The sequence below is a fragment of the Sneathiella sp. genome (genome assembly GCF_002694385.1).
GTDB lineage: Bacteria > Pseudomonadota > Alphaproteobacteria > Sneathiellales > Sneathiellaceae > Sneathiella.
Map to the genome: position 1 here is coordinate 624,813 of NZ_NZMB01000012.1, position 14,719 is coordinate 639,531.

The window sequence follows — 14,719 nt, forward strand, 5'->3', positions numbered from 1 at the left end:
AATGGCCGCATAATTCTGTGGCGGGATGCTATTTCCCGCTTTTGCGCGTTGCGGCCTGAACCACATCGGCATAATAGCGCCAAAGGATCCGGGCGGCGAGAGTGCGATGGGGGCGCAGCGGTTCGCCAAGCAGGTCCATCGCCTTTGCATCGGGCCGCTGCGGCAGATTTTTCAGATGGCCGAGGGCGTTCTGCAGGGCAATATCCCCGGCAGGCCAGACATCGGCCCTGCCAAGGCAGGAGATCATATAGATTTCGGCAGTCCAGCGGCCGATACCCTTGACCTGCGTCAACTGCTCCAGCACGGCTGCATCCTCTTCTTCATGCAGCCGGTCAAGCAATAACCGGCCTTCAACAATATCTATGGCAAGGGCGCGGCAGTACCGGGCTTTCTGGCGGCTGAGGCCGAGGCTGCGGAGGCCGGCCTCATCAAAAGTGACCATCATCTCCGGCGTAAAAGGCGCGACCGCTTCAGAAAGGCGTTTCCAGATGGCTTCCGCGCTGGCGAGGGAGACTTGCTGCTCGACGATGATTTTGGACAGATGTTCAAAGCCGGCGGGTCGGCCCCGGTCCGGCAGAGGTTTTATAAGCGGGAGGGCGCGGGCAAAATCCGGGTCCTGCGCAGTTATGAAGGCGAGGGCGTCGTTGATATTGCCGCCGCTTGTCATTGTGCCGTGTTAAGCGCGGTTGTCAGGCTTGTGTTACAGTTCAGGCTCTTGGCGGCGAGGGAAATCTGATAGGCATCGCTTTCCCCCACAACATCCTTATGGGGAATATCCGGTGTTAATCCGACTCCGTGGAAAGTGGGGCCGCCACCCGTAGTAAACCGGCCTGTCGTCAGCCTGAGCCCGCCACCATTGCGTAGCGGCATGAGAGACTGCATGAGCCCTTTACCAAAACTCTGTTCGCCAAACAGCTTCGCGCGAGCCTGATATTTCAGTGCCCCGGCGACAATTTCGGAGGAGGAGGCGGATTTCTTGTTCAACATGACAACAATGGGCGTTCCCCGTGCTTCATCGCCCCGGTCTGCATCGCGCGCAATCATCATATGACCGCGATTTTCGACGGCGTAAATATTGCCGCCATCCAGAAAGGCATCGGCAACAATCTCCGCCGCAGAGACCAGCCCGCCCGGATTGTCGCGCATGTCAAGGACGATGCCGCAAAGGCCGTCCCCGAGCTGCCGGTCAATATCTTTAAGCGCGACGGTGACGCCGGGGCCTGTCTTGCGGGTGAAGGAATAAATCCGGATATAGCCGATATTGCCTTCCACATGATGGGCAACAGAGGTGATGTCCACCTCTTTGCGGGTCACGGCAATTTGCAGCGGCTCGTTCATGGACGGACGACGGATGGTTAGGCTGGCGACGCTATTTTCCGGTCCGCGTAACAATGCCCGGGCTTCGTGCAGGGTCAAGCCTTTGATGGGGGCGCCATCGACATGAGTGATAATGTCCTGCTTGCGAAGATCCGCCGCTTCTGCGCCGGAGCCTTTCAGCAGATCCATGATGGTGAGGCTGTCGTCAATCATCCGGATATGCACGCCAAGGCCGATGAAATGCCCGTCCAGACTTTCCCGATAGCTCGAAAAGCTCTGCGGCGCCATATAGCCGGTAAAACGGTCCATGGAGGACAGCATGGCGTTCAACGCACGGGTGGTCGGATCTTTTTCAAACGGGCCGTCACTATCATCGGCAGTCGCTTGCAGCGCCTCTATCGCTTTGTCGACAAGCCGTTCCGGATTGACGTTATCTACATAACGGCGATCAACTGTTTCCAGGACATCGGCCATAACGCCAATATTCTGCGCCATCAGAGGGTCATTTCTGACAATCTCGCGATAGGCGGCCTCGTAACGTTCCATTGCCACATTTATATCGTGATTGCGGGTAATCGGAATGGCGCAAGCCGTCACCAGCATCAGAATATTCAACGCGATCAATATCCGTCTAAACATTTGTCTCGCCCGTTGATCTTTTTTATAATTAAAAAACTGTTAACAAAGGCTAGCGTCGGGCCGGATGACTGACAAGAAAAACAGATAAAATTTTAGGTGTATTTTGATAATTTTTTCCGAACCCGTTCCTTGTTAACGATATGGTAACTATAACGCGTTTTGCGCCCAGCCCAACCGGATTTCTGCATCTGGGACATGTCTATTCCGCAAGGCTCGCCCGAAAGGCGGCGCGGGAGGAGGGCGGGCATTTTCTGCTGCGGATTGAAGATATTGACACCACCCGATGTCGCCCCGAATTTGAGGAAGGGATCATTGAAGACCTGCGTTGGCTGGGATTGGAATGGGATTATCCCATCCGCCGGCAGAGCGATCATTTCGATGATTATGCGGCGCTGCTGGAGAAGCTTGGTGATCGTGATCTGATCTACCCCTGTTTCTGCACACGCAAGGAAATTGCGGCGGAAATCACCCGCAGCAATAGCGCCCCCCAGGGCCCCGAAGGCCCCATCTATCCGGGCATTTGCCGACATTTGAGCGATCTGCAGAGGCAGGAGCGATTTACCCGGGGCGATGCATATGCATTACGTCTGGATATGGTTAAGGCGATGGCGTCCGTGCCGCTTTCAAGCCTGCGGTTCGAGGAGGTGGGCAAGGGGATCATACAGTGTGATCCGGCGCCTTTTGGGGATATTGTTCTGGCCCGCAAGGAGACGCCGACAAGCTATCATTTGGCGGTTACCTTTGATGATGCGTTGCAGGGGGTCAATCTTGTCGTGCGGGGGCAGGATCTGTTCGCGGCGACCCATATTCATCGTCTATTGCAGGCGCTGCTGGAATTGCCAACGCCGCGTTACATGCATCATGGCCTGATCTCCGATCCGCAGGGAAAACGGCTCTCAAAACGCGATAAGGCAGCAACGGTCAGATCCCTCCGTGAAGAGGGATATTCTCCTGAAGAAGTGCTGAAAATGGTGGATTATAGTTAACATTCAGCACGAAGGCGCGAATCTTTAACGGGATGAGGACATCAGGCGACATCCTCATATTTCATGATAATATCCACCATATCTATAATGATCCCGGACATGTTGAAGTCCTTCGGTGTGTAGACCGCGCTGACCCCGGCATTTTTGAGCCGGACGGCATCTTCCTGGGGAATAATCCCGCCGACAACGACGGGGATGTGCGACAGCCCCGCGTCTTTCAGGCGTTCACAGACTTCGGTGGCCAGCGGAATGTGCGATCCGGACAAAATCGATAGCCCGACAAGATCAACGGTACCCGCCTTGGCGGCGGTGACAATCTGCTCCGGGGTCAGGCGGATGCCTTCATATACAACCTGCATGCCGCTATCGCGCGCGGCGACGGCGATCTGCTCCGCCCCGTTGGAATGGCCATCAAGGCCGGGCTTGCCAACCAGCACCTTCAGCGGACGGCCCAGCTCTCCGGCGGCGATAGCAACTTTTTCGCGGGCGGGCTCCAGAATATCATTTTCGGCGTTGGAGACGGCAATGCCGACCCCGGTGGGCGCACGATATTCCCCATATACCTGACGGAGGGCTTCGGACCATTCACCGGTGGTGACACCGGCCTTTGCCGCAGCGATGGAGGGAGGCATGATATTGCTGCCATCGCGGGCTGCCTTGGACAGGGCGTCCAGGGCGCGGCGGACGGCCGCGTCATCGCGGCTAGCGCGCCAGGCTTTCAGCCCTGCAATCTGTTCGGCCTCTGCCGCCTCATCAACGGTCATGATACCACCGTCAGCCTCCTGCGTCAGCGGGGAGGGGGCGGACTCTGTAAAGCGATTGACGCCGATGACGGGCAATTCACCGGCGATGACGGATTGCACCCGCGCCGTGTTGGAGTTGACGAGGGATTCTTTCAAGTAGCCCGTATCGACAGCGGCGATGGCGCCGCCCATTTCCTCGATCAGGCGGAGTTCCTCGCGCGCGGCGGCCTTCAACTCTTCCACCTTGCGGTCAATCTCAATGGAGCCTTCGAAAATATCGCCGAATTCCAGCAGGTCGGTCTCATAGGCGACGATCTGTTGCAGGCGCAGGGACCATTGCTGATCCCACGGGCGCGGCAGACCGAGAGCTTCGTTCCAGGCAGGAAGCTGGACGGCCCGCGCGCGCGCCTTTTTGGACAGGACCACGGCCAGCATTTCCAGCAGGATACGATAGACATTGTTCTCCGGCTGCTGCTCGGTCAGGCCGAGGGAATTGACCTGCACGCCATAGCGGAAGCGGCGGAATTTTTCGTCCTGAACGCCATAGCGTTCCAGCAGAATTTCGTCCCATAGATCGACAAAGGCGCGCATTTTGCACATTTCAGTGATGAATCGGATGCCTGCATTCACAAAAAAGCTGATCCGCCCGGTGGCTTCCGGGAAATCTTCGGGGGAAATCTGCCCGCCTTCCTTTACCGCATCCAGCACCGCGATGGCGGTTGCAAGTGCGAAGGAAAGTTCCTGCACCGGCGTCGCGCCCGCTTCCTGAAGGTGATAGGAGCAGACGTTGGTCGGATTCCATTTCGGCATTTCACGATAGGTATAGCTGACAACATCGGTGATCAGCCGCATGCTCGGTCGCGGCGGGAAAATATAGGTCCCGCGCGAGAGATATTCCTTGATGATATCGTTCTGGACCGTCCCCTGCAGGGCAGAAATATCGGCGTTCTGTTCCTCTGCGACAGCAATGTAAAGCGCGAGCAGCCATGCCGATGTGGCGTTTATCGTCATGGAAGTATTCATCTTTTCGAGCGGTATTCCCTCGAAAAGAGTACGCATGTCCCCCAGATGACAGATGGGAACACCCACCTTTCCGACTTCGCCGCGGGCGAGAATATGATCCGAATCATAGCCGGTTTGTGTTGGCAGATCGAAAGCGACAGACAGTCCCGTCTGACCCCGCGCAAGGTTTGTCTTATACAGCTCATTCGATGCGCTGGCCGAAGAATGGCCCGAATAGGTGCGGAAAAGCCAAGGCCGGTCTTTCTTTGAAGCGGCGGAATTTCGGGCTTCCTTGTCGTCTTTCTTCATAATTTTCTTTCGTTTTTCAGCTCAAAACTGACCAGTTGTTACGCGGCGTAATTGCCATGCGTAATAACATATCGTCGTGCTGCAATGCAAAAAATACTTGTTATCTGCTCAAAGGTCAGTAATCTTCTCACAAAGTGGGCCAAAGTAAAGGTCTCAGTTCCAATTTTTGATGCAATGCGATATATCATGGCGAGAATCGGGAATTTGTAAATTCTAAATATCTACGCCCTATAATATAGAAACCCCACAAAATGCGAAGGATGTTTTGATGTCAAATACGCACGCTGCAGCCCTGTCGGAAACAGGCACCACCCTACCGGCTGGCGAAATCAAGGACCTGTATGAGGTAGGAGAAATTCCGCCTCTCGGTCATGTGCCCTCCAAAATGTATGCCTGGGCAATCCGCAAGGAACGCCATGGCGTCCCGGAAAAGGCAATGCAGGTCGAGATTGTAGATACGCCCGAGCTCGACAGTCACGATGTTCTGATTCTGGTCATGGCGGCCGGCGTCAACTATAATGGCGTTTGGGCGGCGCTTGGCGAGCCCATTTCCCCTTTTGACTATCACAAGCAGCCATACCACATTGCCGGATCCGATGCGTCCGGGGTTGTCTATGCCGTTGGCAACAAGGTCAAGCGCTTCAAGATCGGTGACGAGGTTGTCGTGCATTGCAACCAGGATGATGGTGATGATGAGGAATGTAACGGCGGCGATCCGATGTTCTCCCCGTCCCAGCGGATTTGGGGATATGAGACGCCAGACGGCTCGTTTGCTCAGTTCGCCCGGGTGCAGGACCGCCAGCTGATGCCGCGCCCCAAACATCTGACGTGGGAAGAAAGCGCCTGCTACACTCTGACGCTTGCGACAGCCTATCGCATGCTGTTCGGTCATCGCCCGCACATCCTGCGGCCCGGTCATAATGTTCTCATCTGGGGCGCGTCAGGCGGACTTGGTTCGATGGCCATCCAGATTTGCGCGGCGGCCGGCGCCAACGCCATCGGCGTGATCTCCGATGAAAGCAAGCGGGACTTTGTGATGTCTCTCGGCGCCAAGGGCGTGCTTAATCGCAAGGATTTTGATTGTTGGGGCCAACTGCCGACGGTCAATGGCGAAGGTTTTGGCGACTATATGAAAAAGACCCGCGAATTCGGCAAGGCGATCTGGGAGATCACCGGCAAGGGCAATGACGTCGATTTCGTGTTCGAACATCCCGGAGAGGCGACCTTCCCCGTGTCTTGTAACATCGTGAAGCGCGGCGGCATGGTCGTTTTCTGCGCCGGAACAACCGGCTTTAACTTGACAATGGACGCGCGTTTTGTCTGGATGCGGCAGAAGCGTATTCAGGGAAGCCATTTCGCCAACCTGAAACAGGCGTCACAGGCGAATAATCTGGTTGTGGAACGGCGTATTGATCCGTGCATGTCGGAAGTATTCTCCTGGGATGATATTCCACGCGCTCATACAAAAATGATGAACAATGAACATAAGCCGGGCAATATGGCCGTGCTGGTTTCTGCCAAATATCCGGGGATGCGGACGATTGAGGATGCGATCGAGGCAGGCAACGAGTAATCAGCCAGACCCCAAAAGGAAGAACAAGAATGACAACATCTGAAATGGTTGCGGCGTCCGGAGCCTTGGTTCTGGACGGGCTGGACGATCTTTGTGAAAAGGCGCTGAACGCTGCCGAATCCTTCAAACAGCAGGCGATCATGGCGGTTGCTGACATAACCCGTGATGACAAGGGCCGGATCAGCGCCAAGCTGGTGGAGGCGAACCAGTATGCCACACATGGCCTTGCCTGGCTGGCCACTTATGTGGAAGCCATGCGGGAAACTCTCAACTGGTCCCGGCATCTGGCGAGTGAGGGTCATTACGGCGAGCTGGAGCAGCTGATCCTGCAGGCCGGGTTCAGCGAGTATCTGGCCCAGATCGCGGGCGGTATTCCCATGTCCCTTGGGGAGATCATTCGTCCGGCTGATCTTGGTGTTGATGACGCGGCCATTGCCAAGTTCAAAACGCCGGAGGTACAGAACCTGATCGACGCGGGTTACACCGCAGGCATCAAGGACCGGATCGCGGTTCTCATCGCCGAAGGGATTGATACGGATCACTATGGTAATCCGGGCCTTGATGAGACCTTCGCCATGATTCGCGATCAGTTCCGCCGTTTCGCCAACGAAGAAGTCATGCCCTATGCCCATGACTGGCATCTGAAGGATGAGTTGATCCCCATGCCGGTGGTCCGGAAAATGTCGGAGCTGGGTGTTTTCGGTCTGACTGTGCCGGAAGAATATGATGGTCTCGGCCTTGGCAAGATGTCCATGTGCGTTGTGTCGGAAGAATTGTCGCGCGGATACATCGGCGTTGGCTCTCTCGGCACGCGCTCCGAAATCGCGGCGGAGCTGATCCTGACCGGCGGCACGGACGCGCAGAAGGAAAAATGGCTGCGCCCGATTGCGACCGGTGAAATCCTCCCGACGGCTGTCTTTACCGAGCCGAACACAGGATCAGATCTGGCGTCCCTGCGGACCCGGGCTATGAAGGACGGCGATGTCTACAAGGTAACCGGCAACAAGACATGGATCACCCATGCCGCCCGCGCCGATGTCATGACCATGCTGGTACGCACCAACCCGAACGAGCCGGGATACAAGGGGCTTTCCATGTTCCTTGCCGAAAAACCGCATATGACCGAGACCGAGGATTTCCCGGCGGAAGGCATGACCGGCGGCGAGATTGAGGTGCTCGGCTATCGCGGGATGAAGGAATATGAGCTTGGCTTCGACAATTTCGAAATCAAGGCGGAAAACCTGCTGGGCGAAGAAGAGGGCAACGGTTTCAAGCAGTTGATGCAGACCTTTGAAAGCGCCCGCATCCAGACGGCGGCCCGGGCGCTGGGCGTTGCCCAGAATGCCATGGAGCTTGGCCTGCGCTATGCGCTGGATCGTGTCCAGTTTTCACGCCCGATTATCGAATTCCCCCGTGTCGCGGGCAAACTGGCCTGGATGGCGGTGGAAATCATGATGGCGCGGCAGCTTACCTATGCGTCCGCCCGGGCGAAGGATGAGGGGCGTCGCTGCGATCTGGAAGCGGGTATGGCCAAGCTTCTCGGCGCCCGCGTTGCCTGGAGCACGGCGGATAACGCCCTGCAGATCCATGGCGGCAACGGTTTCGCGCTTGAATATCCGATCAGCCGCGTGTTGTGCGATGCGCGTATTCTCAATATTTTTGAGGGTGCCGGAGAAATTCAGGCACAGGTCATTGCCCGCCGCCTGCTCGAAGGGGCAAACTGATACGGAGTTTCATATGCAACAAAGGCTGTCACTGATCACACTCGGCGTCCGGGATCTGGCGAAAAGTACGGCCTTTTTTGAATCTCTTGGCTGGAAGCGTTCCGTGCGGGACGCTTCCGGCGTTTCCTTTTTTCAATGCGGGTCCATTGCCTTTGGACTCTTTCCGCGCACTGATCTTGCAAAGGATGCCGGGATAAGCGATGACGGCGCCGGATTTGAAGGGTTCTCCATCGCCTATAATACGCGCAGCAAGGAAGAGGTCGATCAGATACTCGATCAGGTTCAATCCTTGGGCGCAGAAATCGTCAAACCGGCGGAAGAGGTGTTCTGGGGCGGATATAGCGGATATTTCCGCGATCTCGATGGTCATCTGTGGGAAGTTGCCTGGAATCCGGGGTTCGAGATTACCGGCGACGGAGCCGTGATTCTGCCGGACTAGGCGTTAGCGTTTTTCCATCTCCCCCGTATATTCAAAGCCGAGCACCGCGGCGATGGACGCGCCGAACAGCACGATCGCCCAGCTTACATAAAGCCATATGAGGAAGAGCGGGAAAGCCGCCATGGCGCCATAGACCACCTCATAAGACGGGAAAAACTGCAAGTAGAGCATGAACAGATATTTCCCGAGCAGGAACAGCGCCGTTGCCACTGCCGCGCCGATAAAGGCATGGCGCCATTTGACCTCGCAGGCGGGAACGATGCGATACAGAATGAACAGGATCAGGAACGGCAGCAACATGGGCATGGTTGCGCTGACCAGCGTGAGAAGATCGGAAAGCTGGACGCCGGTTGCCTCCTCGCTGATATCGATGATCCAGTTGACGAGAGTAAGGCTACTGCCGAGAGCAATGGGGCCGATCAGCGTGATGACAATATAGGTCATCAACCGCTTGAAAGGATTGCGTGTTGCCGCGACCTTCCAGATTTGCGCAAAAATCTCTTCAATGCTGGCCATCAGCATCAGCGCGGTAATGGCGATACCGGCCAGGCCGAAATAGGTAAGCTGCCCGGCATTGAGGGTGAAATCATGCATGGCGGCATCAATGGCCGTGAATTTGGACGGCAGCAGATTATCGAAAAGGAGATTGGTAAGCTTCTCTTTCAGGTGATTGAAGGCCGGTACGGCCGTAAACAGGGCAAAGGCCACCGCCGCAATGGGAACAATGGCGAGAAGGGTCTGATAACTCAGCGCCGTCGCCATACGGAGGCAGTTCTGTTCCTTGAAATGCTGCCAAATGCGCACAAGAAAATTGATGAGAAAAATATCCTGCACTTGTGATTCCTGCTATTTTCCCTTGTCCGGAAATTTACGGCTGGCAAGTTCACCGCCAAGGCCCCAGTCCTCCTTGGCGATATTGTTGATCAGCACATTGACGCTGGCTTCGCTGCAACCGGTGATCTGCACCATCGCGTCGGTCATGGCCCGTACCAGCTTCTGCTTGGTCGCGGTATCACGTCCTTCAAACATATCAATTCTGATTATCGGCATTTCCACTCCAATGTTCGTTAGACAATATTATGTTCTGAGATGGCGTGGCCTGTCACGATCCGTTCATAGGAAAAGCGGGAAAGATCGAGGCTCCGGTATTCGCCGTCGGTAATAAGCTCGGCAATCGCCCGCCCAACCGCCGGGGACTGTTGCAATCCGTGTCCCGAAAATCCGTTGGCGAAATAGAAATTTGTAATCTCCGGATGCGGACCGAGGATCGCATTCTGATCCAGCAGGTTATAGGCATAATGCCCGGCCCAGGCCCGTTCCATCCGGATTGATTCGAATGCGGGAACACGATGCGCGAGAATGGGCCAGATATGCTCTTCGAACCAGCTATAATCTACGTCAAAGTCGGTGCAGTCGGGATCATTGGCGGGATGGGGCGAGCATCCGGCAATAAACTGTCTTCCTTCGGGGCGAAAATGAACCCCGCTTGGATCCACAATCAGGGGACAGCCGGTTATTTCCTCCCGGCAGCTGAAGGAATAGGCATAGCGCTTGCGGGAACGTACGGGCAGCTCAATGCCGATCCATCCCGCAACGGCCGCGGCGGCGGGGCCGGCAGCATTGACGACCGCTCCTGGGGCAATCCGTGATGCGTCCGCAAGCCGGACTGCGGTAACCTTGCCTTCGGTCACATCAAGTCCGGCTGCCGCAATGGCGCGATACTCAACCCCCAGCGAGATTGCTTTCTTGCGAAACGCCTGATTGAGGCTGTAGGCGTCGAGCCAGCCTTCCCCGCTGAGGCCAAAGGACCCGCCCGCCAGATCGGCGACATTGAGCCAGGGAAACCCGCGCTTGAGGTCCTCCTGATCCAGCAGGCCGACATTGACGCCCAGGCTTCGCTGGATGGCATTGTTGGCGTAAAGTGTCGGGATATGCGGCTCTTCTGCGAGGAACAGATAGCCTCGTTCCTGAAAATCGACATTTACCGGGCTTCCATCGATGCCAAGATAATGGGTGATTTCCCGCAGGAATTCCTCGGTAAAGCGCGAGATCAAAATATTTTCCGGCGTTGAAAACTGCTGACGGACACCGCCCCATGAACGGGCGGTTGAGCCGAATTCATAGGTAGGGTCTTTCTCAAGGACCGTGACGCTGCCACTAAAGCCGGGCGTTGCCTTCAGGAAATAGGCGATGGAGGATCCGATAACGCCGCCACCGATTATGACAATATCCCGGGTTGCTTCCATGAAATTTCCTGTCCATATAGGGTGTATGGGTATAGCGTTGGATGCTTTATCCTTATAAGACAGATCGGATCAAGATATGATCAATTTTTTCATTGTTGCCGCTGTCATCGGTACGGCGGCTGTCCTCCTTTTCGGAGTGCTGACCATGGCGCGTGGTGGCGACTTTAATCGCCGTCACAGCAATAAATTGATGCGTCTGCGCATCCTGATGCAGGCCATCGCCGTTGTGCTGATCATGATCGGCATCTGGTTGGCGAGCTCCGGAAACTAATAGAAAAACAACTCCGGACATGGAAATTAGATGGTAAAACTGACGAAAATATATACCCGCGGCGGAGATAAGGGGCAGACATCTCTCGGAGATGGAGAGCGGGTCAGCAAGGCCGATTTGCGTGTGGATGCGTATGGCGATGTGGATGAGACAAATGCCATCATCGGTCTGGTGCGGCTGCATGTGACGGGTGAGACAGATAAAATGCTGTCGCGTATCCAGAATGATCTTTTTGATCTTGGCGCCGATCTCTGCACGCCGGAAAAGGAGAATCCGAAATATCCACCGCTACGTATCATCCAGCAACAGGTCGATCGTCTGGAGCAGGAAATCGATCAGCTCAATTCGGAACTTTCGCCGCTCAATTCCTTTATCCTGCCGGGCGGCTCCGCTGCGTCATCCTACCTGCATCTGGCGCGGACCGTCTGTCGGCGCGCCGAACGGAGAATAATCGCGCTGGCCGATTCGGAACATGTAAACTCTGCTGCCGTCGCCTATGTAAACAGATTGTCGGATTATCTGTTTGTCTTGGGACGTTTTCTCAATAATAAGGGGGCGGAGGATGTTTTGTGGGTGCCCGGCGCCAACAGATAAGCTGTTTCAGGGCCTTTAGCGCCCGGAAAACCGCCGATTTGCCTGCGTGAAAATGTCCCAATTCGGCGAATTGACAGATAGTCATTAGCTATTTATTGTGCACTGCCGAATTTAAGTATCTTTATGTTCACAAATTCACGCCGCCGGAAAACGGATTTCCGTCGGATGTTGAAAAAACTATGACTCCGGGAGTAGACCGACCCATGAAAGTTCTCGTCGCTGTTAAACGTGTCGTGGACTACAACGTTAAGATCCGCGTGAAAGCGGACAAAACAGGTGTAGACCTCGCCAATGTTAAAATGTCCATGAACCCTTTCGATGAAATTGCCGTCGAAGAGGGGCTTCGTCTCCGCGAGGCAGGCGTGGCAACCGAAGTGGTTGCAGTTTCTGTCGGCCCGCAGGCCGCGCAGGAAACCTTGCGGACCGCGCTTGCCATGGGGGCTGACCGCGGCATTCTGGTGAAAACAGACGAAACGGTGGAGCCGCTCGGCGTTGCAAAGCTGCTGAAGGCGGTTGCGGAAGAAGAAAAGCCGGACCTTATCATTGTTGGCAAGCAGGCCATTGACGATGACTCAAACCAGACGGGCCAGATGCTGTCCGCGTTGCTGGGCTGGTCGCAGGGCACCTTCGCTTCCAAGGTCAGCCTTGAAGACGGGACGGCGAAAGTCACTCGCGAGATTGATGGCGGCCTGCAGACGATTGATCTGAAAATGCCGGCAGTTGTCACGACCGATCTGCGCCTCAATGAGCCGCGCTATGCATCGCTGCCGAACATCATGAAAGCAAAGAAAAAGCCGATTGATGAAAAAGCACCGGCAGATCTCGGCGTTGACATCGCGCCGCGTCTGAAGACGCTCAAGGTGGAAGAACCGGCCAAACGCGAAGCCGGTGTGAAAGTTGAATCTGTCGCCGAACTGGTCGACAAGCTGAAAAATGAAGCGGGGGTTATCTGATGACTGTTCTTGTTCTTTCTGATCATGACAATAAGGCCCTCGGCGCTTCCACACTGAACGCGGTGACGGCAGCTACGAAGCTTGGCGGCGATGTTCATATTCTCGTCGCGGGCAGCGGCTGTTCCGCTGTTGCCGATGAGGCCGCGAAAGTGGCCGGTGTCGCCAAGGTTCTGCTGGTTGATGATGCGCTCTATGCCAACACGCTTGCTGAAAATACTGCAGCGCTGATTGTTTCTCTTGCAGATAGCTATGACGCCATCATATCGGCAGCAACGACGGCGGGTAAAAACATCCTGCCGCGCGTTGCGGCGCTCCTGGATGTGGCCCAGATTTCCGAAATTACGGAAGTTGTCTCTGCTGATACTTTTGTGCGTCCGATCTATGCCGGTAACGCCATGGCGACCGTGCAGTCGAGCGATGCGAAGAAGGTTATCACGATCCGGCCGACCAACTTCCCGGCCGCTGATGCAACGGGTGGTTCCGCCACGGTTGAGGCGGCCAGCGCGGCGGCTGATGCGGGTCTTTCCAGCTTCGTCGGGGAAGAGCTGTCCAAATCCGAACGTCCGGAACTGACGGCGGCAAAAATTGTTATCTCCGGCGGCCGCGGGATGCAGTCCGGCGACAATTTCGTCCTTCTTGAAAAAGTTGCCGACAAGCTTGGCGCTGCGGTTGGCGCAAGCCGTGCCGCTGTTGATGCGGGCTTTGTGCCGAATGAATTTCAGGTTGGCCAGACCGGCAAGGTGGTTGCACCACAGCTTTATATCGCTGTCGGTATTTCCGGCGCCATCCAGCATCTTGCAGGTATGAAAGACAGCAAGGTGATTGTGGCTATCAACAAGGACGAGGAGGCGCCGATTTTCCAGGTTGCCGATTACGGCCTTGTTGCAGATCTGTTCAAGGCTCTGCCGGAGCTGGAAGCAGCCCTGTAATGACAGCTACGGGTCAGGTTTTTGGCGGCATGATCGCGCTCACCTTTATGTTTGGAATTAAGCGATGATAAACAAAGTAAGTGTGATTGGCGCCGGCCAGATGGGGAATGGCATTGCCCATGTCATGGCGCTCGCAGATATAGATGTGTATCTAAAAGATATTTCCGATGAACGGCTGAAAGCCGCCATGGAAACCATCGAGTATAACCTGAAGCGCCAGGTTGGCCGGGGGGCTCTCTCCGAAGGGGACATCACCAAAGCCCTGACCCATATTATCCCGGTACTGGATGACAAGCATCTTTCGGAAGTGGATCTGGTCATTGAAGCCGCAACCGAGAATGAGGAGATCAAGAAAAAGATTCTCACCGCTCTCGGCCAGAAGTTAAAACCGGAAGCCATTATTGCAACCAATACTTCCTCCATTTCGGTAACCCGCCTTGCGGCGGTGACGGACCGACCGGAGAAGTTCATCGGTATGCATTTCATGAACCCCGTGCCGGTCATGCAGCTCGTTGAGCTGATCCGCGGGATTGCCACCAATGAAGAGACGTTCGAGACGATCCGTGAACTGACGGTTCGTCTCCATAAAACGCCGACCCCGGCGGAAGACTTCCCGGCCTTTATCGTCAACCGCATTCTGCTTCCTATGGTCAATGAAGCGATTTATACTCTGTATGAAGGGGTTGGATCGGTGCGCGCGATCGATACGGCGATGCGGCTTGGCGCCAATCATCCGATGGGTCCGCTGCAACTTGCCGATTTTATCGGCCTTGATGTCTGCCTTGCCGTCATGCAGGTTTTGTATGAAGGGCTGGCTGATACGAAATACCGCCCCTGTCCGCTACTCGTCAAATATGTCGAGGCCGGGTGGCTCGGGCGGAAATCCGGGCGTGGTTTTTACGATTACACCGGGGACGAACCGATCCCGACGCGCTAAGGCGTTACGTTCAGGAAAGGGCCCGGTTATCCGGGCCTTTTTTATTGCCCATAAAAT

At 55.6% G+C, this 14,719-nt stretch carries 15 protein-coding genes; 9 read left to right on the plus strand and 6 right to left on the minus strand.

Features of this window, described 5'->3' with window-relative positions:
• Positions 1 to 28 precede the first annotated feature (28 nt).
• Positions 29 to 667, minus strand: a complete 639-nt coding sequence (locus tag CMN55_RS09655; RefSeq protein ID WP_293949583.1) for a DNA-3-methyladenine glycosylase family protein — start codon at positions 665 to 667, stop codon at positions 29 to 31.
• Positions 664 to 1,956: a S41 family peptidase gene (locus tag CMN55_RS09660; RefSeq protein WP_293949584.1), complete on the minus strand. Its 1,293-nt coding sequence runs from the start codon at positions 1,954 to 1,956 to the stop codon at positions 664 to 666. The genes CMN55_RS09655 and CMN55_RS09660 overlap by 4 nt, the downstream gene beginning before the upstream one ends.
• Before the next feature lie 140 nt (positions 1,957 to 2,096).
• On the opposite strand from CMN55_RS09660, the gene gluQRS reads away from it, so the two are divergent.
• Positions 2,097 to 2,942, plus strand: a complete 846-nt coding sequence (gene gluQRS / locus CMN55_RS09665; protein WP_293949585.1) for a tRNA glutamyl-Q(34) synthetase GluQRS — start codon at positions 2,097 to 2,099, stop codon at positions 2,940 to 2,942.
• Between the two features lie 41 nt (positions 2,943 to 2,983).
• Here gluQRS and CMN55_RS09670 read toward each other — a convergent pair whose 3' ends face one another.
• A complete protein-coding gene (locus tag CMN55_RS09670; RefSeq protein WP_293949586.1) occupies positions 2,984 to 4,996 on the minus strand; it encodes a protein meaA in 2,013 nt (670 codons plus the stop codon).
• A gap of 268 nt (positions 4,997 to 5,264) precedes the next feature.
• Here CMN55_RS09670 and ccrA point away from each other — a divergent pair, with 268 nt between their 5' ends.
• The 3 genes from ccrA to CMN55_RS09685 are packed head-to-tail and all read left to right on the plus strand — an operon-like array spanning position 5,265 to position 8,732.
• Complete coding sequence (gene ccrA / locus CMN55_RS09675; protein WP_293949587.1) at positions 5,265 to 6,569, plus strand: crotonyl-CoA carboxylase/reductase; 1,305 nt, start codon at positions 5,265 to 5,267, stop codon at positions 6,567 to 6,569.
• A gap of 29 nt (positions 6,570 to 6,598) precedes the next feature.
• On the plus strand, positions 6,599 to 8,293 hold the full coding sequence (locus CMN55_RS09680) for an acyl-CoA dehydrogenase family protein (protein WP_293949588.1): 1,695 nt from the start codon (positions 6,599 to 6,601) through the stop codon (positions 8,291 to 8,293).
• Positions 8,294 to 8,306: 13 nt separating this feature from the next.
• Complete coding sequence (locus CMN55_RS09685) at positions 8,307 to 8,732, plus strand: VOC family protein (RefSeq protein WP_293949589.1); 426 nt, start codon at positions 8,307 to 8,309, stop codon at positions 8,730 to 8,732.
• 3 nt (positions 8,733 to 8,735) lie between these two features.
• On the opposite strand, the gene CMN55_RS09690 is transcribed toward CMN55_RS09685, so the two are convergent.
• From CMN55_RS09690 to CMN55_RS09700, 3 genes are read right to left on the minus strand one after another with little or no spacing between them, the layout of a single operon-like run.
• Positions 8,736 to 9,566, minus strand: a complete 831-nt coding sequence (locus tag CMN55_RS09690; protein ID WP_293949590.1) for a YihY family inner membrane protein — start codon at positions 9,564 to 9,566, stop codon at positions 8,736 to 8,738.
• 12 nt (positions 9,567 to 9,578) lie between these two features.
• The gene (locus CMN55_RS09695) at positions 9,579 to 9,782 is read right to left on the minus strand and encodes a tautomerase family protein (RefSeq protein ID WP_293949591.1); all 204 of its coding nucleotides are present in this window, start codon (positions 9,780 to 9,782) and stop codon (positions 9,579 to 9,581) included.
• A 17-nt stretch (positions 9,783 to 9,799) separates the two neighbouring features.
• Positions 9,800 to 10,978 carry an NAD(P)/FAD-dependent oxidoreductase gene (locus CMN55_RS09700; protein WP_293949592.1) on the minus strand — a complete coding sequence of 393 codons (1,179 nt, stop codon included), beginning with the start codon at positions 10,976 to 10,978 and terminating at the stop codon, positions 9,800 to 9,802.
• A gap of 76 nt (positions 10,979 to 11,054) precedes the next feature.
• Between CMN55_RS09700 and CMN55_RS09705 the strand changes: the two genes are divergently transcribed.
• The 5 genes from CMN55_RS09705 (at position 11,055) to CMN55_RS09725 (ending at position 14,662) form a co-directional block, all read left to right on the plus strand.
• Positions 11,055 to 11,249 (plus strand): twin transmembrane helix small protein, encoded by a 195-nt coding sequence (locus CMN55_RS09705; RefSeq protein WP_293949593.1) that lies wholly within the window; start codon positions 11,055 to 11,057, stop codon positions 11,247 to 11,249.
• 30 nt (positions 11,250 to 11,279) lie between these two features.
• Positions 11,280 to 11,843, plus strand: coding sequence for a cob(I)yrinic acid a,c-diamide adenosyltransferase (locus CMN55_RS09710; protein WP_293949594.1), 564 nt, complete (start codon positions 11,280 to 11,282; stop codon positions 11,841 to 11,843).
• 203 nt (positions 11,844 to 12,046) lie between these two features.
• Positions 12,047 to 12,796 (plus strand): electron transfer flavoprotein subunit beta/FixA family protein, encoded by a 750-nt coding sequence (locus tag CMN55_RS09715; protein ID WP_293949595.1) that lies wholly within the window; start codon positions 12,047 to 12,049, stop codon positions 12,794 to 12,796.
• Complete coding sequence (locus CMN55_RS09720) at positions 12,796 to 13,725, plus strand: electron transfer flavoprotein subunit alpha/FixB family protein (RefSeq protein ID WP_293949596.1); 930 nt, start codon at positions 12,796 to 12,798, stop codon at positions 13,723 to 13,725. Before CMN55_RS09715 ends, CMN55_RS09720 begins: the two co-directional genes overlap by 1 nt.
• A 64-nt stretch (positions 13,726 to 13,789) precedes the next feature.
• Entirely contained in the window at positions 13,790 to 14,662 is an 873-nt protein-coding gene (locus tag CMN55_RS09725) for a 3-hydroxybutyryl-CoA dehydrogenase (protein ID WP_293949597.1), read from the plus strand.
• The last annotated feature ends 57 nt before the right edge of the window (positions 14,663 to 14,719 follow it).